Annotated in this window: 21 protein-coding genes; 10 read left to right on the forward strand and 11 right to left on the reverse strand. The window is 62.7% G+C overall.

The window, feature by feature from the left end:
• Window positions 1–68: 68 nt before the first annotated feature.
• Window positions 69–1,385, reverse strand: a complete 1,317-nt coding sequence (locus ACM62R_RS08640) for an amidase (RefSeq protein WP_415183651.1) — start codon at window positions 1,383–1,385, stop codon at window positions 69–71.
• Between the two features lie 79 nt (window positions 1,386–1,464).
• On the opposite strand from ACM62R_RS08640, the gene ACM62R_RS08645 reads away from it, so the two are divergent.
• The gene (locus tag ACM62R_RS08645; RefSeq protein WP_415183652.1) at window positions 1,465–2,691 is read left to right on the forward strand and encodes a UbiH/UbiF/VisC/COQ6 family ubiquinone biosynthesis hydroxylase; all 1,227 of its coding nucleotides are present in this window, start codon (window positions 1,465–1,467) and stop codon (window positions 2,689–2,691) included.
• 64 nt (window positions 2,692–2,755) lie between these two features.
• Here the strand turns inward: ACM62R_RS08645 and ACM62R_RS08650 are convergent, their stop codons facing one another.
• The 5 genes from ACM62R_RS08650 to ACM62R_RS08670 all read right to left on the reverse strand — a co-directional run bounded on the left by ACM62R_RS08650 (window position 2,756) and on the right by ACM62R_RS08670 (window position 6,172).
• Entirely contained in the window at window positions 2,756–2,944 is a 189-nt protein-coding gene (locus tag ACM62R_RS08650; RefSeq protein ID WP_415183653.1) for a Trm112 family protein, read from the reverse strand.
• Entirely contained in the window at window positions 2,941–3,579 is a 639-nt protein-coding gene (locus ACM62R_RS08655; protein ID WP_415183654.1) for an LON peptidase substrate-binding domain-containing protein, read from the reverse strand. The genes ACM62R_RS08650 and ACM62R_RS08655 overlap by 4 nt, the downstream gene beginning before the upstream one ends.
• Before the next feature lie 26 nt (window positions 3,580–3,605).
• Window positions 3,606–4,496, reverse strand: a complete 891-nt coding sequence (trxA, locus tag ACM62R_RS08660) for a thioredoxin (protein ID WP_415183655.1) — start codon at window positions 4,494–4,496, stop codon at window positions 3,606–3,608.
• 65 nt (window positions 4,497–4,561) lie between these two features.
• The gene (locus ACM62R_RS08665) at window positions 4,562–5,350 is read right to left on the reverse strand and encodes an exodeoxyribonuclease III (protein WP_415183656.1); all 789 of its coding nucleotides are present in this window, start codon (window positions 5,348–5,350) and stop codon (window positions 4,562–4,564) included.
• Window positions 5,351–5,485: 135 nt separating this feature from the next.
• Entirely contained in the window at window positions 5,486–6,172 is a 687-nt protein-coding gene (locus ACM62R_RS08670; protein ID WP_415183657.1) for a response regulator transcription factor, read from the reverse strand.
• 149 nt (window positions 6,173–6,321) lie between these two features.
• On the opposite strand from ACM62R_RS08670, the gene ribA reads away from it, so the two are divergent.
• Window positions 6,322–7,410 (forward strand): GTP cyclohydrolase II, encoded by a 1,089-nt coding sequence (gene ribA / locus ACM62R_RS08675; RefSeq protein WP_415183658.1) that lies wholly within the window; start codon window positions 6,322–6,324, stop codon window positions 7,408–7,410.
• Window positions 7,407–7,910 (forward strand): L,D-transpeptidase family protein, encoded by a 504-nt coding sequence (locus ACM62R_RS08680; protein WP_415183659.1) that lies wholly within the window; start codon window positions 7,407–7,409, stop codon window positions 7,908–7,910. Before ribA ends, ACM62R_RS08680 begins: the two co-directional genes overlap by 4 nt.
• 50 nt (window positions 7,911–7,960) lie before the next feature.
• Here ACM62R_RS08680 and ACM62R_RS08685 read toward each other — a convergent pair whose 3' ends face one another.
• The 3 genes from ACM62R_RS08685 to ACM62R_RS08695 form a co-directional block, all read right to left on the reverse strand.
• Window positions 7,961–8,614: a YggS family pyridoxal phosphate-dependent enzyme gene (locus ACM62R_RS08685; RefSeq protein ID WP_415183660.1), complete on the reverse strand. Its 654-nt coding sequence runs from the start codon at window positions 8,612–8,614 to the stop codon at window positions 7,961–7,963.
• Complete coding sequence (locus tag ACM62R_RS08690; protein WP_415183661.1) at window positions 8,601–10,778, reverse strand: sulfotransferase; 2,178 nt, start codon at window positions 10,776–10,778, stop codon at window positions 8,601–8,603. Before ACM62R_RS08690 ends, ACM62R_RS08685 begins: the two co-directional genes overlap by 14 nt.
• Window positions 10,779–10,922: 144 nt before the next feature.
• Complete coding sequence (locus ACM62R_RS08695; protein ID WP_415183662.1) at window positions 10,923–11,984, reverse strand: porin; 1,062 nt, start codon at window positions 11,982–11,984, stop codon at window positions 10,923–10,925.
• 248 nt (window positions 11,985–12,232) lie between these two features.
• Here ACM62R_RS08695 and ACM62R_RS08700 point away from each other — a divergent pair, with 248 nt between their 5' ends.
• The 5 genes from ACM62R_RS08700 (at window position 12,233) to ACM62R_RS08720 (ending at window position 18,332) form a co-directional block, all read left to right on the forward strand.
• Entirely contained in the window at window positions 12,233–12,745 is a 513-nt protein-coding gene (locus ACM62R_RS08700) for a DUF3576 domain-containing protein (RefSeq protein ID WP_415183663.1), read from the forward strand.
• 169 nt (window positions 12,746–12,914) lie between these two features.
• On the forward strand, window positions 12,915–15,458 hold the full coding sequence (leuS, locus tag ACM62R_RS08705; RefSeq protein ID WP_415183664.1) for a leucine--tRNA ligase: 2,544 nt from the start codon (window positions 12,915–12,917) through the stop codon (window positions 15,456–15,458).
• The gene (lptE, locus tag ACM62R_RS08710; protein WP_415183665.1) at window positions 15,445–15,933 is read left to right on the forward strand and encodes an LPS assembly lipoprotein LptE; all 489 of its coding nucleotides are present in this window, start codon (window positions 15,445–15,447) and stop codon (window positions 15,931–15,933) included. Before leuS ends, lptE begins: the two co-directional genes overlap by 14 nt.
• Window positions 15,930–16,952, forward strand: coding sequence for a DNA polymerase III subunit delta (gene holA / locus ACM62R_RS08715; protein WP_415183666.1), 1,023 nt, complete (start codon window positions 15,930–15,932; stop codon window positions 16,950–16,952). The genes lptE and holA overlap by 4 nt, the downstream gene beginning before the upstream one ends.
• A gap of 219 nt (window positions 16,953–17,171) precedes the next feature.
• Window positions 17,172–18,332, forward strand: coding sequence for a TIGR03862 family flavoprotein (locus tag ACM62R_RS08720; RefSeq protein ID WP_415183726.1), 1,161 nt, complete (start codon window positions 17,172–17,174; stop codon window positions 18,330–18,332).
• 22 nt (window positions 18,333–18,354) lie between these two features.
• On the opposite strand, the gene ACM62R_RS08725 is transcribed toward ACM62R_RS08720, so the two are convergent.
• Complete coding sequence (locus ACM62R_RS08725; protein WP_415183667.1) at window positions 18,355–18,966, reverse strand: glutathione S-transferase family protein; 612 nt, start codon at window positions 18,964–18,966, stop codon at window positions 18,355–18,357.
• 270 nt (window positions 18,967–19,236) lie between these two features.
• Here ACM62R_RS08725 and ACM62R_RS08730 point away from each other — a divergent pair, with 270 nt between their 5' ends.
• Window positions 19,237–20,031 (forward strand): inositol monophosphatase family protein, encoded by a 795-nt coding sequence (locus tag ACM62R_RS08730; RefSeq protein ID WP_415183668.1) that lies wholly within the window; start codon window positions 19,237–19,239, stop codon window positions 20,029–20,031.
• A 264-nt stretch (window positions 20,032–20,295) separates the two neighbouring features.
• Here ACM62R_RS08730 and ACM62R_RS08735 read toward each other — a convergent pair whose 3' ends face one another.
• Entirely contained in the window at window positions 20,296–20,823 is a 528-nt protein-coding gene (locus ACM62R_RS08735; protein ID WP_415183669.1) for an invasion associated locus B family protein, read from the reverse strand.
• Between the two features lie 184 nt (window positions 20,824–21,007).
• On the opposite strand from ACM62R_RS08735, the gene ACM62R_RS08740 reads away from it, so the two are divergent.
• Complete coding sequence (locus ACM62R_RS08740; RefSeq protein ID WP_415183670.1) at window positions 21,008–21,997, forward strand: asparaginase; 990 nt, start codon at window positions 21,008–21,010, stop codon at window positions 21,995–21,997.
• Window positions 21,998–22,005 lie beyond the last annotated feature (8 nt).

Raw genomic sequence — 22,005 nt, forward strand, 5'->3', positions numbered from 1 at the left:
CAAGCCGGGCGGCAACGTCCAGAAAAAGCAATGAATCCCCGGCCTTTGGTCTGCACTATTGTGGCATTTCAGCCAAGCGCGGCCTCGGCGGCGGTGCCCAGACGCAAAAGTCGGTCTTCGGTCATCGGCGCGGCCATCAGGCTGATACCCGTCGCCGGCACGCCGGTGGGCAGGGTCAGCACACAAAGGCCAAGGTTATTTCCGATACGCGTGTTACGCAGCGCCAGCAGGTTTTCAGAGGCGAAATAGGCCGGATCGGTCAAAAGCCGTTCGGCATCGGGCGGCAGAATCGGCGCGGTGGGCACCAATACCGCGTCATAGCCCGCCGTCGCCGCCAGCCAGTCCGCGCGAAGCCGTTCCAACCGCTGCCATGCGGTGATATATTCGGTGGCCAGGGGGATAGCGCCGGTGCGGAACCGCTCCAGAATGACGGGATACATCTTTTCGGGATGCGCCTCGATCTGGTCTTTCCACTGGGCATAGGCCTCGGGGGCGAACAAGACACCCGACATCGCCAGCGCCTCATCAACCATCGGCAGGGTCTTGCGGGTGATGTGGGCGCCCGCCTTGGCCAACCGGTCGACCGCCTGTTCAAAGCCCTGCACCGGGGCCTTGCGCGCGCCCTCGAAGGGCAGGCCCTCCAACACCAACAGCCGCGCGTTCGTCAGGGTGGTATCGCGCAGATCAGGCGCGGCGCGCCCCTCCAATGCGGCCAGGACCAGCGCGCAATCTTCGACGCTGCGCGCCAGCGGCCCGACCGTATCAAACCGCGGGCATAGCGGCACTGTCCCCGCCAAGGGCAGCCGCCCGGCGGTGGTTTTCAGCCCCACCAGATCGTTCCACGCCGATGGAATACGCACCGACCCGCCTGTGTCTGACCCGACCGCCGCCGCTGCCAGCCCCATCGCCACCGAAACCGCTGCCCCCGACGAAGACCCGCCAGGCGCCAGCCTTGGGTCATGCACATTGGGCGGCGTCGCGGTCATCGGGTTCACCCCAAGACCGGAAAACGCCAGTTCGGTCATATGGGTCTTGCCCAGACAAACGGTGCCTTGCAGCGTGGCCACACGCAAAACCTCGGCATCCGCATCAGGCACGCGGCCCGCCAATAGGCGCGAGCCCGCTTCGGTGCCCACGCCGGCAGTGTCGAACAGATCCTTCCACGACAGCGCCACCCCATCCAGCGGGCCACGCAGCAGCCCTGCCTTGGCGCGGGCGCGGGCGGCCATCGCCTCGGCGCGGGCGCGGTCCGGGGTCAACCGCGCGTAAATTCGCGGTTCAGAGGCGGCCGCATCCAAATAGGCCTCGACCTGCACCACCGGGTCCAGTTGACCCGCCGCGATAGCCCGGCCCTGCTCGGCCGCTGTCTTTGTCCGCCACTGCATCATGCGCTCCTGCTTTTGACGAAGGCTAACGGCAAGGACGCGCATGGACAATCCCGCACGAGACGCCATATTGACGGACATGGAATATGATTCAGACGTGATTATTGCGGGGGGCGGGCTGAATGGTCCAGCCTTGGGGTTGGCACTGGCCGGGGCCGGGCTGCGGATAACGGTAGTTGACGCCCAACCGCCGCGTGCGCGCACGGATCTGGGGTTTGACGGGCGGGCCTATGCGCTGGCGATCGTCTCGCAAAAACTGCTTGCGGCAATCGGCATCTGGCCCGCTGTAGCGCCCAACGCGCAGGCGCTGAACGCCGTCAAAGCCGCCGACGGCCACGCCGGCGAAGGTGCTTCGCCATTGTTTTTGCACTTTGATTCGGCCGAACTGGACCACGGCCCCGTCGGTTACATGCTGGAAGACCGCTACCTTTACCGTGCATTTCTGGACGCGATGCAGGCCGAGCCGAACCTGACCCATATCGGCGCCACCTCGGTTGTGGCCCAAACCGCTGGCCCGGCGGGTGTGACGGTAACACTGTCAGACGGGCGCAACCTTTCGGCGCGGGTATTGGTGGGGGCTGACGGGCGGCGTTCGGGCGTGGCGGAACGGGCGGGCATCACCCGGTCTGGCTGGGGTTACGGGCAGACGGCGCTGGTTTGCGCCATCGACCACGAATTGCCGCATGGTGGCATTGCCTATCAGCTTTTCATGCCCACCGGGCCGCTGGCAATCCTGCCGCTGCCCGGTAACCGCTGCTCAATCGTGTGGAGCGAAACCGACGCCAATGCCAAAACCATAGCTGCGCTGTCGGATGACGACTTTCTGGCCGTCCTGCGCCCCCGCTTTGGCGATTTTCTGGGGGCGATCCAACTTGCCGGGCCGCGCTTTTCCTACCCGCTCAATCTGACGCTGGCCAATGCCTATACCGCGCCGCGCATCGCGTTGATTGGGGATGCGGCGCATGGGGTTCACCCGATTGCGGGGCAGGGCCTGAACCTTGGCCTGCGCGATGTGGGCGCGCTTGCCGAAGTACTGGCCGAGGCGCTGCGACGCGGCGAAGACATTGGCGGCGCCGATGTGCTGGACCGCTATCAAAGGTGGCGCCGGTTTGATGCGACCACGCTCGCGCTTGGCATGGACGGGGTCAACCATCTGTTTTCAAACAACAACCCGATTTTGCGTGCAGGTCGTGACCTTGGTATGGGGTTGGTTCAGGCCATCCCGGCCCTACGTCAGGGCTTTATGCGTCAGGCGGCGGGTCTTGGTGGAAAGCTGCCGCGCCTTTTACAAGGTCGCCCCCTTTGACCCCTTTGCCATTGCACAGGATTTTCTGCCAGAGGCTTGCTGACTGGCCTTCGGCGCGGCGGGCTTAATCCAGGCGCCGTGCCTCATCCTCAAGCAAAATCGGAATCCCGCCTCGGATTGGAAATGCCAGCCTTGCGGAGCGTGACACCAATTCCTGCCGTTCGGGGTCATAGCTCAGAACGGCCTGCGTCAGCGGGCAAACCAGTGCCTCCAACATGCGACGATCAAACAGCGGGCGTTCAACGTCGGTCATTGCACAATTTCCTCGCCGCCGCCCAACATCGCAAATTCAATCAGCGTGACAAGCGTTTCGCGTCTGGTGGTCAGGGTCGGAGCCTCTAGCAGCGCCTGTTTATCCTCGGGGTCCAGCGGCAACAACATGGACAGTGAATTGATCAGCAATTCATCCTCGGCCTGCTTTAGCGTTTCCCAATCAGCATCCAGCCCCTGAACCGCAAAATACCTGCCCAGAAGGTCCAGAAACGACGCTCGGTCAAAGTGGCTGTCTGCTTCGATCCGGCCCAGATCGCGTTCAAACCCATCCCAGCAGACGTCGGCGCGCAGGTAGGGGGTGAACCCCGATACCTCACGCTGCAACCGAAACCGCGACATCCCCGAAAGGGTGATCATATAGCGCCCGTCTTCGGTTTCCGAAAAACCGGTCAGCCGCCCGGCACAGCCGATTGCGTTCAACCGTTCTTCTCCGTCCGGGCCCCGGCGCGGCTGGATCATGCCAATCAGCCGGGCCTTGGTTTTCATGCAGTCTTCCAGCATCTGCAAATACCGCGGCTCAAAAATATGCAGCGGCAGACGTGTGCGCGGCAACAGCAAGGCGCCCGGCAAGGCGAACAGGGGAATCGTGGTGGGAAGGTCAATGCTTTTGATCATGGGTCTTACCTAGGCCGAAGCCATGATTAGACAAATATCATTGACGATAATCGCCGCCGCCCCTTTTGAACGATCGGATCAGCAGGTTTAAGCGCCCCAAAAATGGTAAAAAGCTGCGCTTTGGCGGCGCCCTCATTCCAATCACGATCACGGCGGAAAAGTTCCAGCAGCTGGTCCACCGCCTCATCGACCCGCCCCGCGGCATGCAGCGCTGCCGCATAGTCAAACCGCGCCTGTAAATCGGCCGGATCGGCGGCTACGGCAGCCTCCAATGCCTCCAGCGGCCCGGCCTCGGCAGCCTGCCGCGCCAGTGCGAGCTGGGCCCGGGCAGCCTCAACCGGGGCGGTGCCTGAGATTGCAGCGGGCACCCCGGCCAAGAACGCCTCGGCCTGATCCAGCGATCCCAGCACAATATGGGACCGCACCAAACCGCCAAATGCATCGGCGTTTTCCGGCTCTTCGCCCAAAATTGCGGCGAAGGTTTCGGCAGCGTCAACCGCAGCCCCCTCGGCCAACATTGCCTCGGCCGCCTCAATCGCCTCGGCAAGGCCGCCATCCCCGGCCAAAGCCGCCAGCTTTTCCACGAATTTCTTCAACTCGGATGGTGCCAGCGCGCCCTGAAACCCGTCAACCGGCTGGCCCTGCCAGAACCCGAACACTGTTGGAATTGATTGCACCCGCATCTGGCTTGCAATCATCTGGTTTTCATCAACATTGACCTTGACCATCAAGACCTTGCCGCCCGCAGCATTGACCGCGGCTTCCAGTGCCGGGCCCAGCGTCTTGCACGGCCCGCACCAAGGCGCCCAGAAATCCACAATCACCGGAATTTGTTGCGATTTTTCCACGACCTCGGCCATGAAATTGGCCTCTGTCACGTCACTGACATAAGACTTTGCCTGTCCGTTCCCGAGCATGTTCGCCCCCTTCAATTCGATTTCCTCCTATATGCGCGCGCGACCGTGTTTCGCCAAGGGGCGAGTCACAGATCAAACGTCGCAAAAACCGGTGCGTGATCTGAAGGCTGTTCCCACCCGCGTGCGGCGCGCAAGATGCGGCTGGAATGTGCCGCATTGGCGATATCGGGTGTGGCCCAGACATGGTCCAGACGGCGGCCCTTGTCGGCGGCGTCCCAATCGGCGGCGCGGTAGGACCACCAGCTATAAAGCTGCCCTTCGGGAATATCCTTGCGCGTCACATCAACCCAGGCCCCTGCCTCTTGGGCGGCGGCCAGATGTTCAACCTCAATCGGCGTGTGGCTGACAATTTTCAGCAGGCTTTTGTGGTTCCAGACATCATCCTCGCGCGGGGCAATATTCAGATCGCCCACCAGAATGGCACGGTCCGGGCGCTGCCAGCGAAAATAGTCGCGCATCTCGGTCAGGTAATCGAGTTTCTGGCCGAACTTTTCGTTTTGATCGCGGTCAGGAATATCGCCCCCCGCCGGCACATAAAAGTTATGGATTGTTACGCCATTTTCCAGCCGCCCCGCCACATGGCGGGCATGACCCAACTGCACAAAGTCCTCACCGCCCGCATCCATCATCGGCAGTTTGGACAAGATCGCCACGCCGTTATAACCCTTCTGCCCGCGTGCGATGAAATGGCCGTAACCCAGCGCCTGAAACGCCTCAAGAGGGATCTTTTCCACCGGGCTTTTGCATTCCTGAAGGCAAATCACGTCTGGCGCCTCGTCGCGCATCAGTCGCGCCACCAGCCCTTCGCGCAATCGGACCGAATTGATGTTCCAGGTGGCAAGGGTAAAACTCATGGCGGGCTCCTTTATTGCGCGGCGATCTTCGGCTATCCGCGCGCTACACGCAACCCGGCCGTAAAATGCAAAATGCGGGGGTCACTTGACATGCCCCCGCACCGTTCCTCTTAGCAGCGGCGCCTCGCCCGGGGCTCAGGCCACCAGTCGATAGCCGCCCGACTCTGTCACCAACAGGCGCGCGTTTGACGGATCCGGCTCAATCTTTTGCCGCAGCCGGTAGATGTGGGTTTCCAGCGTATGGGTCGTGACCCCCGCATTATACCCCCAGACCTCATGCAGCAAAACATCCCGCGCCACCACACCATCGGTGGCACGATAAAGAAACTTCAAAATATTGGTTTCTTTCTCGGTCAGACGAATCTTGCGCTCTTTCACGTCAATCAGCATCTTCATTGCCGGTTTGAATGTATATGGCCCCAGTTGGAAGATGGCGTCTTCGGACTGCTCATGCGTGCGCAATTGTGCGCGCAGACGGGCCAGCAACACCGGAAATTTGAACGGTTTGGCAATGTAGTCATTGGCGCCAGAATCAAGCCCCAGGATCGTATCGGCATCCGTATCATGCCCCGTCAGCATCACGATGGGGCATTTGACGTTCAATTTGCGCAGCTTCTTGCACAGTTCGCGGCCGTCGGTGTCCGGCAGGCCCACATCCAGCAACACCAGATCGTATAGCGCCTGCTTGGCCTTATCGACGGCTTCCGCCCCAGACCCCGCCTCGAACACATCAAAATCGTCGGTCGCAACCAGTTGTTCGGCCAGTGCCTCGCGCAGGTCGCTATCATCATCCACCAAAAGGATCTTTTTCAACGCAGACATCCTTGCCTCCTATATCTTTGAGGCATAATTGGCCCCTACCTAACGCTCACGACAAGGGCCAGTGGCAGTTCTGAAAGATTTCTCACGCGGACGTGTCGCAATACCGGGATATGTTTCAATTTGTTTCAGCCATCGCTATCTTCGCACACATGAACACCACACCCCTGCCCCTTGGCCCCACCCCTTCTGAACGGCTCAACCGCGCCCGCGCTGACCTGCGTATGGGCCTTCCCGTCGTGCTGACAGGGGATGGCGCAGCACTGGCGGTCGCGGTTGAAACCCTGTCACCCGCGCGGCTGATGGCGCTGGCCGCCCTTGGCCCATTGACACTGGCACTGACCGCACGGCGGGCCGAAACGCTCAAAGCGCGCGCCTATGATGGCGATCTGGCGCGCATCCGGGTGCCCAAAGACGCCGATCTGCGCTGGCTAAGGGCGCTGGCAGATCCGGCAGATGACTTGATGACGCCGCTGAAAGGCCCGCTGCAAACCCTGCGCGAAGGCCCGACAGACCTGGCCAGAACCGCACTGGCGCTGACCAAATCGGCACATCTGCTGCCCGCGGCACTGCTCGCCCCGCTTTCCGGCCCCACCCCCGAGGGCCTGACCACCCTGACCTGCACCGAGGCCACCCGCGCCCTCACCTCCGAGGCGACCCTGGCCCCCGTTGCTGCCGCCCGCCTGCCAATGGCCGCCGCCGGCATGGGCAGGTTGCACATCTTCCGCCCCGATGACGGCGCCGAAGAACATTACGCCATCGAAGTCGGCACCCCCGACCGCGCGGTGCCGGTACTGGCCCGCCTCCATTCAGCCTGCTTCACCGGCGACGTTCTGGGCAGCCTGAAATGCGATTGCGGCCCCCAGCTTGATGCCGCCCTTACCCAGATGGGGGTGGCGGGCGCGGGCGTGCTGCTTTACCTCAACCAGGAAGGTCGCGGCATCGGGCTAGCCAATAAGATGCGCGCCTATTCCCTGCAGGATCAAGGCTTTGACACGGTCGAGGCGAACCACCGACTTGGCTTTGAGGACGATGAACGCGATTTTCGTATCGGTGCAGGCATCTTGAAAAAGCTAGGGTTTTCCGCCGTGCGCCTGCTGACCAATAACCCCGCCAAGGTTCGCATGTTGGAAGCCAACGGCATCACCGTTACCGAACGCGTGCCACTTCACGCCGGGCTAAGCCGCCATAACGCCGCCTATCTGGCCACCAAGGCCGCCAAATCCGGCCATATACTGTGACCCCGATTGATCTGGTATTAACCCCGCTTGGCCTGCGGTACCGGGGGCGTCGCTTTCCCGTGACCATCGGGCGCAATGGCCTGACCGCCAACAAACACGAGGGCGACAGCGCCACCCCCATCGGCCTCCACACGATCACCGGCATGATGTTTCGCCCCGACCGGATCGCGGCCAAGACTCTGCCCCGTTGGGCAGTGCCCATCGGCCCGCGCGACCTGTGGTGCGACGCACCCGACCACCTAGCCTACAATCGCCTCGTGCGCGCCCCCTTCAATGCCAGCGCCGAACAGATGCGCCGCGCTGACCCTCTTTATGACCTTGTGCTGATTACCGACTGGAACTCTCCCAACCCGGTCCCATATGGCGGTTCTGCCATATTCCTGCACCAGATGCGTCGCCCGGGCTATCCCACGGCGGGCTGCATAGGCTTTCACCGTGCCCATCTGCTGTGGATCGCACAGCGTCTGCACCCAGGCGCACGGTTGATCGTGCGCGCTTGATCTCGTTTTCTTTGGCCAAATACTCCGGGGTCCGGGGCAGCGCCCCGGCGTCAGCCATAGTCGCGCGCGCCGAATAACGCGGACCCTAGCCGCACATGCGTGGCCCCCGCAGTGATTGCCGCCTCGAAATCACCGCTCATTCCCATCGACAGGCCCGCCAAGCCATTGCGTGCGGCCATCTCGGCCAGCGCGGCGAAATGCGGGGTGGGGTCTTCGGCTTCGGGGGGAATACACATCAGGCCGACCAGCGGCAGATCCAGCGCCCGGGCGTCAGCGATGAATGGGTCCAGGTCCTCGGGCAGGACGCCTGCCTTTTGCGATTCGCTTCCGGTGTTGACCTGCACGAACAGATCAGGGCTGGCGCCGCGATCCTGCGCCAAACGGGCCAGCCGCGCCGCAAGGCTGGGGCGGTCCAGCGTGTGAATGGCGTCAAATAATTCTACCGCCAGTTTCGCCTTGTTGGTTTGCAGCGGGCCAATCATATGCACCGCCACACCCGCAAACTGCGCGCGCCAGGCGGGCCATTTCCCCGCGGCCTCTTGCACATAGTTCTCGCCAAACAGGCGCTGGCCGGCGTGCAGGATTGCCTCAACCCGGTTAGCGGGTTGCACCTTGGACACGGCGATCAGTTGCACCGAACCGGGCGCTCGCCCGGCTGCGGCTTCGGCACGGCGGATCCGCCCTAATACCTCATTCAATGCCATCTTTCGCCTCTGTTAAGATATCGCCAAGAGCATCCATCATCATGCCAAGCTCTTTTTCATAGCGTTTCCAACTTTGAACCGACCCAGCAGAGATCGGTTGGCGCGCTTGATAGACTGACAGGGTATCCACTTTGCGCACGTTTTTATGGGACTCAAGACACTGATCCTCCCATTCCAGGCCCGCAGCGGCGATCAGGTTGCGGCTTTCGGTCTCGGGGTTGGCCACCAGCGATTCATAATCCACCTCGTAGATCCAATCGGGCACACGGCGGCGCCAGAAACCCACCATTTCAACAAAGCTGCGGTAGTATTGCGCCAAATCCCCAAGGTCATAAGCATATAGATGCGTGCCTTCTGCGAATTTGTTCTTGTAGATCGACAGCAGCGTATCACGCGGATCGCGCCGCACGACAATTATTCGCGCCTTTGGCAAAGCCAGCTTGATCAGGCCGATATGCATATAGGTCAGGATCGACTTGTCGGTGACCCGCGCCGCATCGGGAAAGCGCGCACCCAGCTTTTCCGCGTATTCCCGGCCAACCGCCGCAATTGCCTCGGCGGGTAGCGATGAAACCGGTGCGAATCGGCCGTCTGCGGCCGATATCAGCCGCAGCGCCGCGCCTGCCGCCACGCCGGCCTCGCCAGCGGCCTCGACCTTTGAATGGGCGGCGATGATCCGTTCGACCAGGGTGGTGCCTGAACGGGGCATGCCGGTGACAAAAATGGGGGCGTAGTCGCAGGCGCCTTCGGGCTGTGCTGTGGCGAAATCGAAACCGGCATAGGCCTCTTGCAGCGCGCGCACCTCGTTCAGGCGGTGGCTAATGTCATAGGGCCACGCCTTGCGCATCAATCCGTTGGCGATGTTCAGATACTCAAACACGCGGTCATACTGGCGGGTATCCTCTAGCGCCTTTGCGATGGCAAAGCCAAAGTTCATGCGGTCGGTATCGGGCAGCCCCTTGGCGTTGAACCGGGTGACCATCTGTTCCAGCAAGGGATCATCGGCCCGTGTGCGGTGCGAGGCGATGAACAGCCGGTAATTTTCGCCGTTGGTCGGGTCTGCGCCAAAGCTGCGGCGAAACAGCGCCTCGGCGTCGTCGAACTGGCCAAGGCTTTGCAACAGCCCGGCCTTTCCGGCCAATGCGTTGGCGTGGTCGGGTGCGCGGTTCAAAACCCGGTCGTATTCGTCCATCGCCTGGCTGACGTGGCCCAGACGGGTATGGGCCTGGGCAAGCGAAAGGCGCGGCTGCAACCCGGCGGGGTCTGCAACCAATGCGCGCGAAAAGGCTTCGGCGGCCTCGGCGTATTGGCTTAGGCGGAAATGGATTTCCCCCAGCAACAGTGGTGCTGCGGCAGACCTCGGGTCTAATGTTGCGGCCTTTTGCGCATAGGGTAGCGCATGGGTCTGCGCGCCAAGGCGGTTCAGCATATCGGCCAGATTGATCAGCGCGGCGGGCCAGTTCGGGGCGGCAATCACGGCGGCACGAAAGGCCCGCGCGGCATCGGCGGTGCGTCCCAAATCGCGCAGCGTCGTGCCCAGATTGTTCTGCGCCTCGGCGTAGCCGCGTTGCAGGGCCACTGCGCGCCGAAAACTGGCGATGGCGGCCTCTTTGGCGCCCAGGTCGCGTTGCGCCATACCCAGGGCGTTGGCAAACGCGGGTTCTTGCGGGTGGCGGGCGGCTTCGGCGGCGGCAAGGCGCTGTGCCTCGGCGGGTTTGCCCGCTTTCAGGTGCTTGAGGATCCGGTCCAGGGCGGGGCGCTTTGCCGCAGAGATCGGGGCGGGCGGGCGGCCATGGGGGCGGGCAAAACGGTCTTGAACGGCAATCCGCAGCGCCGGGGCAATGGGGGCGGATTTCACCGCGCCAAGCAGGGCGGCGTCGGCCTGCGGGTCGGCGGCAAGGGCGGCCGCCTCGGCCCAGGCCTGCCAGATCGCGGGTTCGGCGGGTTTGAGGGCGGCGGCGCGGGAAAGATGGGCAAGCGCACGGGAAAAACGGTCGGTCACAGCGCAGATGCGGCCGATGTGAAAATGCACCTCGGCGATATCGGGATTGATTTTCAGGATCTGTTCATAGCAGGCCAAGGCATCGTCAAAGCGGCGGTCGGACTGATGCTTTTGCCCTTGGGCGAACAGGGCGTGTACGGGGTCTGGTTTGGTCGGCGGCATCGGGCATACCCCTGTCTGGGCCGGGTCGGGCGGAACGCGCCGAACCTTAGCCGCCGGTCCACCCCTTGTCGAGGTGCCGATCCTGCCCCCCAAAAGAAAAGAGCGGGCCAAGGCCCGCTCTTTCCCTAAGCAATGATCCTAAGATCAGAACGCCATCGCGACGCCGACCGAGTAGGTTTCAAACCCATCGTCCGGGCCAAAAACGTTGTCCCAGCTGCTGTCGCCGTAGCCGGCATGAACCGACAGACCGCCGCCCAGATCGTAGGCTGCTGCAAGGCCAAAGCCCTTGATTTTGCCAAGACCGTCAATGTCATACACGCCGTAGTTGGCGCCAACCGAGATTGCACCGGTGGTGTAGCCCAGCGACAATTGGGTCTGGGTGGCATCGGCATTGTCGGCCGACCAATCGGAATAGGCCAGACCAGCGACGAAGCCGTTGCCCATATCGGCGTTAACCGACACCGCAACGATGTCAATATTACCGTCGAGTCCTAGTCCTGCGGTATTCCAACCGGTGACTGGGTCATAGGCGGAGGTTCCGGTTGCATCGCCGTAGCCGCCGTCACCACCTAGGTTGCCCGGCAGGTAACCGAGAGCTTCGAACGACTGGTAGGCCAGGCCAAAGCCAAGCGCGGTCGAACCGAAGGTGGTTTTGTAGGTCACACCAGCAGCGTAGTTGGTGCTGCGGCCAGCAACGTCGTCGTCCAGCTCGGCCGACAGGGCAAAGCCAAAGTCGCCCATCGAATAGTCGTAGCGAACGATCTGGTTGTCATAGAAGCCGTCACCGAACGAACCCATGTAGCCAGCGTGCATGGTTTCGTCGTCACCGATGGAACCCGGGTTGCCCACGGATTCGGTGATCGCCCAGTCCATGGCGCCATCAATTTCGCCCATGGTCAGGGTGCCGAACGAACCCGAAATGAAGGCAGCTTCGTTGTCGATCGACACGTTGCCGTTGGCGTTGCCTTCGACTTTCGAGAAGTCGAACAAAGAACCGAACGACAGGCCGCCATCGGTCACGCCGGTCGCTTTGATCGACAGCGTGATGTCATTGTGGAACTGGGTTTCACCACCAGCGGCGAAGCTGATGTTGTTGTCGCCACCGCCAACAAAACCCATTTCGGCCGAACCGGAGATGGCAATCTCTGCCGAAGCGGCGCCAGCGAACGCGACCAGTGCGGACGTGGTAAGAAGAATCTTTTTCATCGTTTCCCTCGTTGTCTCTAAGGTGCAACCCCAACTCAGGAGGATCCGAGATGGGTATGAATGCTTTTTCGTCCTTCGCCCCCGGCTTTGCAACTCAAACACAGGGTCGGGCGGCATTAGGGGGCGGCATGGTGCAGTCTTGCCACAGTGCGCGCGCCCGCACCAAGGGATGTCGTGGGCAAAAAACCTTGTCGGGCATCAGGCCATGGGCTAGACAGCATGAAACGCCAAACGGGGACGGTTTTCAGATGACACTTAAACGCCGCGCGCGCGGCAGCTTGCACGCCATTGCCTTGCTTGCGCTGACCTTTTCCGTCGCTGCCTGTGGCGGGGGCAATCCGTTTTCATTTGGCGCAAAGCCCAAGACGGCAGACACGGCCGAGGCGGAACCGGTCAGAAACCTGGGCGATCAGCCGAAATCCACCATCTGGGATCTGTTCACCAACGCAAAAGACCCCAGCACCACGGTCGAGGTGAACAAATACCTCTGGCAGGCCTCGCTTGAGGTGTTGAACTTCTTGCCGATCCAGTCGGTCGATCCGTTTTCGGGGGTGATCGTCACCGGCTACGGCACCCCGCCCGGCGGCGGCCGCGCCTACCGCGCCACAGTTTATGTGCAAGACCCCGCATTGGACGCGCGCAGCCTGAAGGTCGCGCTGGACAGCCGCGGCGGTGCCGTGTCGCCCGACACCGTGCGCGCCGTCGAAGATGCGATTCTGACGCGGGCCCGGCAAATCCGCATCCGCGATTCGAAGCTGTAGGCGCGCCAACCCGGCGCTGATACCCCCGCCGCGGGCCCCTATCCGTTCCCGAACGCCCCCGGCGGGGATATTTTTGCGACGATAAAGGCGCAAACCCCGTGACCGTCTGGACCTGTCGCCCCCGCCCGGTGTAGCAAGCCCCGGCAGAATTCCGCATGAGGGGCCAGATATGTCGTACGAACCCAGCCAGAACGAAGCGAAATGGCAAAGGGCCTGGGATGAGGCCGACGTGTTTTTGGCCCGGCGCGACCCGGACAAGCCGAAATACTATGTGCTGGAGATGTTCCCCTACCCCTCGGGGCGGATCCACATGGGGCATGTGCGCAACTATACGATGGGCGACGTGGTGGCGCGCTACAAGATGAGCTGCGGCTTTTCGGTGCTGCACCCGATGGGCTGGGACGCCTTCGGCATGCCCGCCGAAAACGCCGCGATGGAGCGGGGCGGCCACCCGAAGGACTGGACCTACGGCAATATCGCAGACATGCGCGCGCAGATGAAACCCCTGGGCCTGTCGATCGACTGGAGCCGCGAATTTGCCACCTGCGACCCGGAATACTATGGCCAGCAGCAGGCAATGTTTCTGGATATGCTGGCGGCCGGGCTGGTCTACCGCAAGAATGCCGTGGTGAACTGGGACCCGGTCGATATGACCGTGCTGGCCAATGAACAGGTGATCGACGGCAAGGGTTGGCGCTCTGGCGCGCCGGTCGAGCGGCGCGAACTGACGCAGTGGTTCTTTCGGATCTCGGATTACGCGGGCGAATTGCTGGGCGCGCTGGATGGGCTGAAGGACTGGCCCGAAAAGGTGCGGCTGATGCAGGCCAACTGGATTGGCCAGTCGCGCGGGCTGCAATTTGCCTTCTCGATGGTGGATGCGCCCGACGGGTTTGACCGGCTAGAGGTGTATACGACCCGCCCCGACACCCTGCGCGGTGCCAGCTTTGCCGCGATCAGCCCGGATCACCCGCTGGCCCGGCATCTGGAACGCCACGACCCGAAGCTGGCCGAGTTCGTGGCCGAATGCCGCCGGATCGGCACCACCGAAGAGGCGCTGGAAAAGGCCGAAAAGCGCGGCATGGACACCGGCCTGCGCGTCCGCCATCCGCTGGACGAATCATGGGAGCTGCCGGTCTACATCGCCAACTTCATCCTGATGGATTACGGCACAGGCGCAATCTTTGGCTGCCCCGCGCATGATCAGCGCGACTATGAGTTTGCCACCAAATACGGCCTGCCGATCAACGCGGTCTATGAGGCAAAAGACGACCCCACCCCCCTGACCGAGGCCTATGTGCCGATGAAATCGGAACCGGTGCGCTATGTGCGCGGCTTTGCCGGCGACGAGGTGCAAACCGGCGATGACGGCGTGGCCACAGCCATTTCGTTTTGCGAAACCAACGGCATCGGGCGCGGCGTCACGAATTACCGTCTGCGCGACTGGGGTCTTTCGCGGCAACGCTATTGGGGCTGCCCGATTCCGGTGGTGCATTGCGATACCTGCGGCGTGGTGCCCGAATCGAAGGCCAATCTGCCGATCAAGCTGCCCGATGACGTCAGCTTTGAGCAACCCGGCAACCCTCTGGACCGCCACCCGACATGGCGCGACTGTGCCTGCCCGAAATGCGGCGCCCCGGCGCGGCGCGAAACCGACACGATGGATACCTTCGTGGACAGCAGTTGGTATTACGCCCGTTTTACCAGCCCCCACGCCGCCACCCCGACCAACCCCGAAGACGCCGCGTACTGGATGAACGTCGACCAGTATATCGGCGGCATCGAACACGCGATCCTGCACCTTCTCTATTCGCGCTTCTTTGCCCGCGCGATGGCCAAAACCGGGCATCTGCCCGCCAAGGCGATCGAGCCGTTCAACGCGCTTTTCACCCAAGGCATGGTCACGCACGAAATTTACCTGACCCGCGACGCCCAAGGGCGGCCCGTCTATCACCTGCCCGAAGATGTCGAGGACGGCAAACTGCGCGCCACCGGCGAGGCGGTGAAGGTCATCCCTTCGGCCAAAATGTCGAAATCGAAAAAGAACGTGGTTGATCCGGTCAATATCATCCGGGCCTTTGGCGCCGATACGGCACGGTGGTTTGTGCTGTCCGACAGCCCCCCCGAACGCGATGTCGAATGGACATCCTCGGGCGCCGAGGCGGCGTATAAGTTCCTCAACCGGGTTTGGGCACTGTCTGACCGAATCGAAAGCATGGAAGATATCGGTGCCAGCGACGGCGACGACGCATTGCTGCGTGCCATGCACCGCGCCGTGCACGAAGTAACGCAAAACATCGAATCCTTTGCGTTCAACAAGGCTGTTGCCAAGATATACGAGTTTTCAAACACGCTGTCGAAGGCGCAGGCTAGCCGCACGGCCCTGCGTGGTGCGCTGCGCACGATGGCGCAGTTGATGTCACCCATGGTGCCGCATCTGGCCGAAGAGGTCTGGGCCGCCCAAGGTGGCACAGGGTTTGTGGTAAATGCACCATGGCCAAAAGCCGATCCGGCAATGCTGGTAGACGACATGATCGTGCTGCCCATCCAGATCAACGGCAAGCGGCGCTCGGAATTGTCGGTTGCCAGGGATATGCCCGCAGCAGAGGTTGAAAAACTGGCGCTGGCGGATGAAACTGTGATCAAGGTGCTTGCGGGCCAAGCGCCCAAAAAGCTGATCGTGGTGCCGGGGCGTATCGTCAATGTGGTTATCTGACCGCCGAACCTTTCTGTTGATGGCGCTGGCGGTTGCCGGGTGCGGCTTTACGCCCGCCTATGGGCCCGGCGGCGGGGCGGCGGGCCTGTTGGAAGGCGTCGCCCCGGATACCCCCAACACGCGCGATGAATTTGCGCTGGTGCGGCGTCTCTCTGAACGGTTGGGGCCAGCGCAAACTGCGCGCTACCGCCTTGGATATGCCATAAGAACCGATACGACGGGCCAGGCAATCACGCCTGACAACGTCACAACGCGCTATTCGCTGAACGGGGTGGCAACCTATACATTGCGCGACGCGGGGTCTGACGCGGTGTTGCTGACGGGTGAGGTCACCAGTTTCACCTCATGGTCTGCGACCGGTTCCACCCTGTCGACGCTGACCGCCGAAGGCGACGCCCGCACACGGCTGATGCGCATGTTGGCCGATCAGATCGTGACGCGGCTTTTGGCCAGTGCCGGATCCTTGCCGAAATGAAGCTGACCGGGCCAAGCGCCAACCGCTACTTTGCCAAGCCCGACCCTGGCCGCATGGGCCTGCTGATCTTTGGCGCCGATGCGATGCGGGTGGCGCTGAAGCGGCAAGAGGTGATCGCCGCGCTGATCGGCCCTGAAGGCGAAGGAGAGATGCGGCTATCGCGTATTCCGGCCGCGGACCTGCGCAAAGACCCAGCGGCGCTTGGCGATGCAATCAAGGCGCAGGGGTTCTTTCCGGGGCAACGCGTGGCCTTTTTGGAGGACGCAACCGATGCGCTGGCCCCTGCGGTGAAAGCTGCCGTTGCCGATTGGCGCACGGGCGATGCGGCGGTGGTGGTCACGGCGGGCACCCTGACCGCAAAATCGGCCCTTCGCAAGGTGTTTGAGGACCACCCGAACGCCTATGCCATCGGCATTTATGACGATCCGCCCACCCGCGAAGAAATCGAAGACACCCTGAAAAAAGCTGGGCTTTTGCAGATCGACCGCGAGGCGATGACAGATCTGTCGGCCCTCGCGCGCGATCTGGACCCCGGCGATTTCCGCCAGATGGTCGAAAAAATCTCGCTTTACAAACATGGCGATAGCACCCCCCTTACCCCCACCGACGTCGAGGCCTGCGCCCCTGCCACGATCGAGGCCGAGGTGGATGACGTGCTCCACATCGTGGCAGAGGGGCGCACGGCGGAACTGGGTCCGATGATGCGCCGGCTGGAAGGGCAAGGCGTTCTTCCTGTGACGCTGGCCATTCAAAGCCTGCGCCATTTTCGGGCCTTGCATGCTGCGGCCTCGGCCTCCGGTGGCGCAGCGGAAGGGATGGCGCGGATGCGCCCGCCAATCTTTGGACCCCGCCGCGAACGGATGCTGAAACAGGTGCAGCAATGGGGCATGCACCGGCTGGAAGACGCGATCAGGCTGTTGGTGGAAACAGACCTCGGCCTGCGTTCGGCCAGCCGCGCACCCGCCATGGCGGTGATGGAGCGCGCATTGATCCGGCTTGCGATGATGGCCCGGCGTTAGCTACGAAATGCCCTGCACAACCCGCGCAGATCGCATACAAAGGCTATGGATACGCGGGTCCGCCACTGCTGAAAAGGGGCTTTGAAAGATCAGGATGAACAGGCTGCGGGATTATTTACCCCACCATCAGGGCCCTGCACGACCGGGCCAGACGGACCTATGGCTGGATGCGCCCACAGCGCAGCAGGTGGCATATGTGAAAAGGATCCTACCAGAATGATTGATGCACTGGTAATCGGGGCAGGCCCGGCCGGTTTGATGGCCGCCGAGGCGCTGGCGCGCGCAGGTCGCCGCGTGACGGTGGCCGAGTCCCGCCCCACCCCCGCGCGCAAATTCCTGATGGCCGGGAAATCGGGGTTGAACCTGACCAAAGACGAGCCCCTCGCCACGTTCACCGCCGCCTATGACAGCGACTGGCTGGCCCCGCTGCTGGCCAACTTCGGCCCCGAACAGACCCGCGATTGGGCAACGGGCTTGGGCGTCGATCTGTTCACCGGCAGCACCGGACGGGTGTTTCCGGTGGCGATGAAGGCCTCGCCGCTGCTGCGCGCCTGGCTGGCGCAGCTGGCAGCGATGGGGGTGCAGCTCCAGACCCGTTGGGCCTGGGTCGGGCTGGATCAGGGCTTTGTGTTCGACACACCCGAGGGGCGGCAAACCCTGAAACCCAAGGTGACGGTGCTGGCCCTGGGTGGCGGCAGTTGGCCACGGTTGGGGTCAAACGCGGCCTGGGTGCCGATTCTGGGGGATGCGGGCGTAGGTATTGCGCCACTGCGCCCGGCCAATATGGGCTTTTCGGTCGACTGGTCGGCCCATATGGCGCCGCATTTCGGCACGGCGGTCAAAGGCTGCGCACTTCTCGCCGGCGGCCGGATCAGCCGGGGCGAGTGGGTGATCACCCCCAAGGGGATCGAGGGCGGCGGCGTCTATGCCGTATCCGCCGCGGTGCGCGATGGCGCCCCGCTGACGCTGGATCTGGCCCCCGACCGTAGCCTGACCGAGGTTCTCGGACGCCTTTTGCGCCCGCAGGGGCGCGACACCACCACAAACTGGCTGCGCAAGGCCCTGCATCTGGACCCGGTCAAACTGGCCCTGCTGCAGGAATGGGGCCGCCCCCTGCCCAAACCACCCGGCCCCCTCGCCCAGCGGATCAAATCACTTCCCGTGCGCCACAGCGGCCCCCGCCCCCTGGCCGAGGCAATTTCATCCGCAGGCGGCATCCTGCGCACCAGCCTGACCGAGGATCTGGAGCTGACCGCCCTGCCCGGCACCTTCGCCTGCGGCGAAATGCTGGACTGGGAGGCCCCGACCGGTGGCTATCTGCTGACCGGCTGCCTTGCCACAGGGCTGCACGCAGGCCGCGCCGCCGCCCGCCATTTCTGATCATTCCTTCTGGGCTACCCCCTCAGGACCGCGGGGCGGCCCCTCCGGTCCTGGCCAGCGCGCGCATCAGCGCGGGCCGGGCGCGCATCCGTTCCAGATACTCGCTCAAACGCGGCTCGATAATCGGAAAACGCGCGGCCAGCGCCCAGATGCCGCAATGGGTCAATACGATATCGGGCACGGTCATCGCCTCGCCCATGATGAACGGCCCCTCGCCCATCCGCGCGACCAGCACCTTCTGACTGCGCTCAAACTCCCAGCGCAATGAGTTCTTGATCGACGACAGACGCAGTTCTTCGGGCAGAATGAAGCTGTGGCGCGCAGCCAGCCACAGTGCCGCATCAAATTCATCCAGCAGGAACTGCGTCAGACTATCTTGGCGCGCGCGCTCCAACGTGCCGGCGGGGCGGGTCAGATCCGCGTGGCGGTCGGCCAGATACTGGATGATCGCGGTACTGTCGGTAATCGGGGTGCCATCGACAATCAGCACCGGCACCTTGCCCGCCGGGTTGAACGCCACCACCCCTTCCGATCGCGGCTGCGCGGACACATGGTCATAGGGCTGACCCAACTCTTCGAGCATCCACAAAACGCGCAGCGCGCGCGACCCGACCGTGCCGATGACCGTATACATGGCAGCCCCCTTTTGGCCGCATTGGGCCACGCCACCGCGCGCCGTGCAAGCGGCGATTATCATCCTGCAATTCATCGCCTGCACGGGGGGTTGGCAGCGTGGGCGCGGATCTTTGGGCTGTGACAGCCGTGCCAGCCTTACAACAACGCTTCTGACGAAGCCCGGCCGCAGGACACAGCGCAAAATCGCGCCGGGCTAAAATCGGGTTTCCCAAGACGGGGGCGATGCTGATAGCCTTTCAAAACGGGCAGCAAAACAGGAGAACAGTTGATGCCAGCACAGGAAATTGCGCGGCGCTATGCCGAGGCGCAGCGGATTGCACGCGAAGCAGGGGCATTGGCGCTAGAGTATTTTCGGCATTGGGACCGGCTGGCAGTTGAAACGAAAGGCCATCAAGACTTTGTTTCAGAGGCTGATAAAAACGTCGAACTCAAGGTGCGCGCCGCCTTGGCCGAGGCATTCCCAGATGACGGAATCGTGGGCGAAGAAGGCGCACCACACTCCGGCACCAGCGGCTTTACCTGGGTGATCGACCCGATCGACGGTACCACCAACTTCATCAACGGGATTCCGCAATGGTGTGTGATCCTGGCCTGCGTGCGCGCGGGGCGCACCGAAATTGGCGTTGTCCATGACCCGGTTCATGATGAAATGCACCACGCCCGCCGTGGTGGCGGCGCCTTTTGCAACGCCGGGCCGATTCACTGCGCCACCGGCAAAGGGCTGGGCGAAGGATCGGTCGGGGTTGGGTTTTCCGGGCGCACGCCCACCAAGGGCATCAAACATCTTATCAATGCGCTCATCGACAAAGGCGGTATATTTTGGCGCAATGGGTCGGGCGGGCTGTCGCTGGCCTATGTCGCCTCGGGGCGGATACTTGGGTATCTTGAAGAACACATGAACGCGTGGGATTACCTCGCGGGGCAATTGATCGTGGTAGAGTCCGGAGGCCGTACTGAACCGGGCGATGCGGATGTGGCAATTGCCCACGGCGGCCGCGTGGTTGTTGGCGCCGCCGACTGTTGGGATGATATTGCACGGCTGGCAGATGGAGCCTACGCCTAACGCTTTGGCGTGTGGGTAACCAGGCGCCGGTCCACCGCAATGAATGGCGATTTCGGGGGGCAAGATTCACCTGGATCCAAGGCGCGGGCGCACCCCACGCGAAAGCGTGCGGTCGCGTCACCAGTGCCTTGCAGCCACCATTATACGCAGCAACCCTGCCCCGGTTTCATTCCGGCCTTTTACACGCGAACCTCACCCTTGGGTGGGTTGGGGTCGGGCATGAAATGCTTTTTATAAAGATGGCCGATTGCGATATTGGCGTTTCTATTTGCAGCGCTTGGCAGCTTCTTCCATTGCGGCGGTAAAGCCGAGCAGGCTGAAACGGTCCTTGGTTTGCGTGCCGCGCCCCGAACGGGCGGTCATCGTCGCTTCGGTCCCTGATTTCAGGGCAGCGATGATCTTGGCGTCTTCTTCGGGCGAACCGGCCCAAGCGCCTTCACCATCGGTGAACAGTGTGAATTTCGTGCCGCCCACATCCATATCGGCGGTAGACCCGTCGGCAAACGGATAGCCCCCCATGAAGGACACTTCACCCGCCTGACCCGGCCGGAAGGTGACAAACAGCAAAATATCGCCCCGGCGCACTGCGACGGGCTTGCCGTCCTTGGTGTTGACGGTTTCCTTGGGCGCCGAAACGCCCCAGCATTCTTTTGGATTGTCACCAACAAAAACGCTCCAATCCGTGTTGGCGGCAACGCGGTTGGTGCTTTCCTGCGCCACTACCACCGAGGCGGTCAGAGACGAAAAGGCGATGATGGCGGCGAACGCGCCGCTCCGCAGGGAAATCTTCATAAATTACAGCCCTCCAGCTGCCTGATGCCTCGGTTCCGCCTTTTGGGTGCTCAAGGCGGTGCTTTGGCGCACCTTTTCCAATGGCGGACTTGTTTTCAACTCGATATCCGACAGATAACGCAAAAGTGCCAATTTAGGAAACCCCCGTTGGCGGGTTTTCGCGCATTTGAGGAAGGAGAACGCTATGTCGGCGGTGTCGATGGTGGAATTGTGGCGGGGCGGGTTGCTTGAAAGCGTCCACGCGGGCCATGCGGTGGTATTTGGCCCCGCAGGCATTCTAGAGGCGTGGGGTGACCCCGAGGCGGTGATTTTTCCGCGTTCGTCGTGCAAGATGCTGCAAGCGCTACCGCTGATGGAAAGCGGCGCGGCCGATACCGCCGGGCTGACAGACCGGCAACTGGCACTGGCCTGCGCCAGCCATCAGGGCGCGCAGATCCATACCCAGGCGGTCAGCGCGTGGCTAACCGACCTTGGGCTTGGCGAACCTGACCTGCGTTGCGGCGCGCATATGCCCGCAGACCGCGCGGCCAACAAACTGCTGACCTGCTCTGACACCGCACCTTGTCAGATCCATAACAACTGCTCGGGCAAGCACGCGGGCTTTTTGACCCTGACCCGCCACCTGCACGCTGGCCCCGACTATGTCGACCTGGATCACCCGGTTCAAAAGGCGGTGAAGACCGCATTCGAGGAAGTCACTGGCGAAACCAGCCCCGGCCACGGGATCGACGGCTGTTCCGCCCCGAATTTCGCCACCACAGTCACCGGCCTGGCCCGTGCGATGGCCTTTTTTGCCGCCGCCAATCCTGAGGGCGGCATCCGTGACCGTGCCGCCGCCCACCTGACCCGCGCCATGACCGCGTTTCCCGAAATGGTCGCCGGTGAGGGCCGCGCCTGCACCAACCTGATGCGTGCCATGGGCGGGCGGGTCGCGGTCAAAACCGGCGCCGAGGCGGTCTTTGTCGCCATTCTGCCCGATCAGAAACTGGGTATCGCGCTGAAAATCCTTGATGGCGCTACCCGCGCCTCTGAGGCGGCAATCACCGCGCTTCTGGTCAAATACGGCGCGCTGGACGCCACCCATCCGATGGTTGGGAAATACCTGACGGACCCGCAGAAAAACTGGCGTGGGCTGACAACCGGCGAAATGCGTCTGGCACCGGGTTTCGCCTGAACCCCGGC

Origin of the sequence: Phaeovulum sp. (genome assembly GCF_047638075.1) — a bacterium.
Lineage (GTDB): Bacteria > Pseudomonadota > Alphaproteobacteria > Rhodobacterales > Rhodobacteraceae > UBA6197.

What these genes read in the sequence shown, in the direction of transcription:
- ACM62R_RS08655 (WP_415183654.1), bottom strand. Translation starts at nt 3,579, where the DNA reads ATGATCAAAAGCATTGACCTTCCCACCACGATTCCCCTGTTCGCCTTG.
- ACM62R_RS08645 (WP_415183652.1), top strand. Translation starts at nt 1,465, where the DNA reads ATGGAATATGATTCAGACGTGATTATTGCGGGGGGCGGGCTGAATGGT.
- trxA (WP_415183655.1), bottom strand. Translation starts at nt 4,496, where the DNA reads ATGCTCGGGAACGGACAGGCAAAGTCTTATGTCAGTGACGTGACAGAG.
- leuS (WP_415183664.1), top strand. Translation starts at nt 12,915, where the DNA reads ATGTCGTACGAACCCAGCCAGAACGAAGCGAAATGGCAAAGGGCCTGG.
- ACM62R_RS08725 (WP_415183667.1), bottom strand. Translation starts at nt 18,966, where the DNA reads ATGTATACGGTCATCGGCACGGTCGGGTCGCGCGCGCTGCGCGTTTTG.
- ACM62R_RS08670 (WP_415183657.1), bottom strand. Translation starts at nt 6,172, where the DNA reads ATGTCTGCGTTGAAAAAGATCCTTTTGGTGGATGATGATAGCGACCTG.
- ACM62R_RS08650 (WP_415183653.1), bottom strand. Translation starts at nt 2,944, where the DNA reads ATGACCGACGTTGAACGCCCGCTGTTTGATCGTCGCATGTTGGAGGCA.
- ACM62R_RS08735 (WP_415183669.1), bottom strand. Translation starts at nt 20,823, where the DNA reads ATGAAGATTTCCCTGCGGAGCGGCGCGTTCGCCGCCATCATCGCCTTT.
- ACM62R_RS08740 (WP_415183670.1), top strand. Translation starts at nt 21,008, where the DNA reads ATGTCGGCGGTGTCGATGGTGGAATTGTGGCGGGGCGGGTTGCTTGAA.
- ACM62R_RS08640 (WP_415183651.1), bottom strand. Translation starts at nt 1,385, where the DNA reads ATGCAGTGGCGGACAAAGACAGCGGCCGAGCAGGGCCGGGCTATCGCG.
- holA (WP_415183666.1), top strand. Translation starts at nt 15,930, where the DNA reads ATGAAGCTGACCGGGCCAAGCGCCAACCGCTACTTTGCCAAGCCCGAC.
- ACM62R_RS08690 (WP_415183661.1), bottom strand. Translation starts at nt 10,778, where the DNA reads ATGCCGCCGACCAAACCAGACCCCGTACACGCCCTGTTCGCCCAAGGG.
- ACM62R_RS08730 (WP_415183668.1), top strand. Translation starts at nt 19,237, where the DNA reads ATGCCAGCACAGGAAATTGCGCGGCGCTATGCCGAGGCGCAGCGGATT.
- ACM62R_RS08685 (WP_415183660.1), bottom strand. Translation starts at nt 8,614, where the DNA reads ATGGCATTGAATGAGGTATTAGGGCGGATCCGCCGTGCCGAAGCCGCA.
- lptE (WP_415183665.1), top strand. Translation starts at nt 15,445, where the DNA reads ATGTGGTTATCTGACCGCCGAACCTTTCTGTTGATGGCGCTGGCGGTT.
- ACM62R_RS08695 (WP_415183662.1), bottom strand. Translation starts at nt 11,984, where the DNA reads ATGAAAAAGATTCTTCTTACCACGTCCGCACTGGTCGCGTTCGCTGGC.
- ribA (WP_415183658.1), top strand. Translation starts at nt 6,322, where the DNA reads ATGAACACCACACCCCTGCCCCTTGGCCCCACCCCTTCTGAACGGCTC.
- ACM62R_RS08700 (WP_415183663.1), top strand. Translation starts at nt 12,233, where the DNA reads ATGACACTTAAACGCCGCGCGCGCGGCAGCTTGCACGCCATTGCCTTG.
- ACM62R_RS08665 (WP_415183656.1), bottom strand. Translation starts at nt 5,350, where the DNA reads ATGAGTTTTACCCTTGCCACCTGGAACATCAATTCGGTCCGATTGCGC.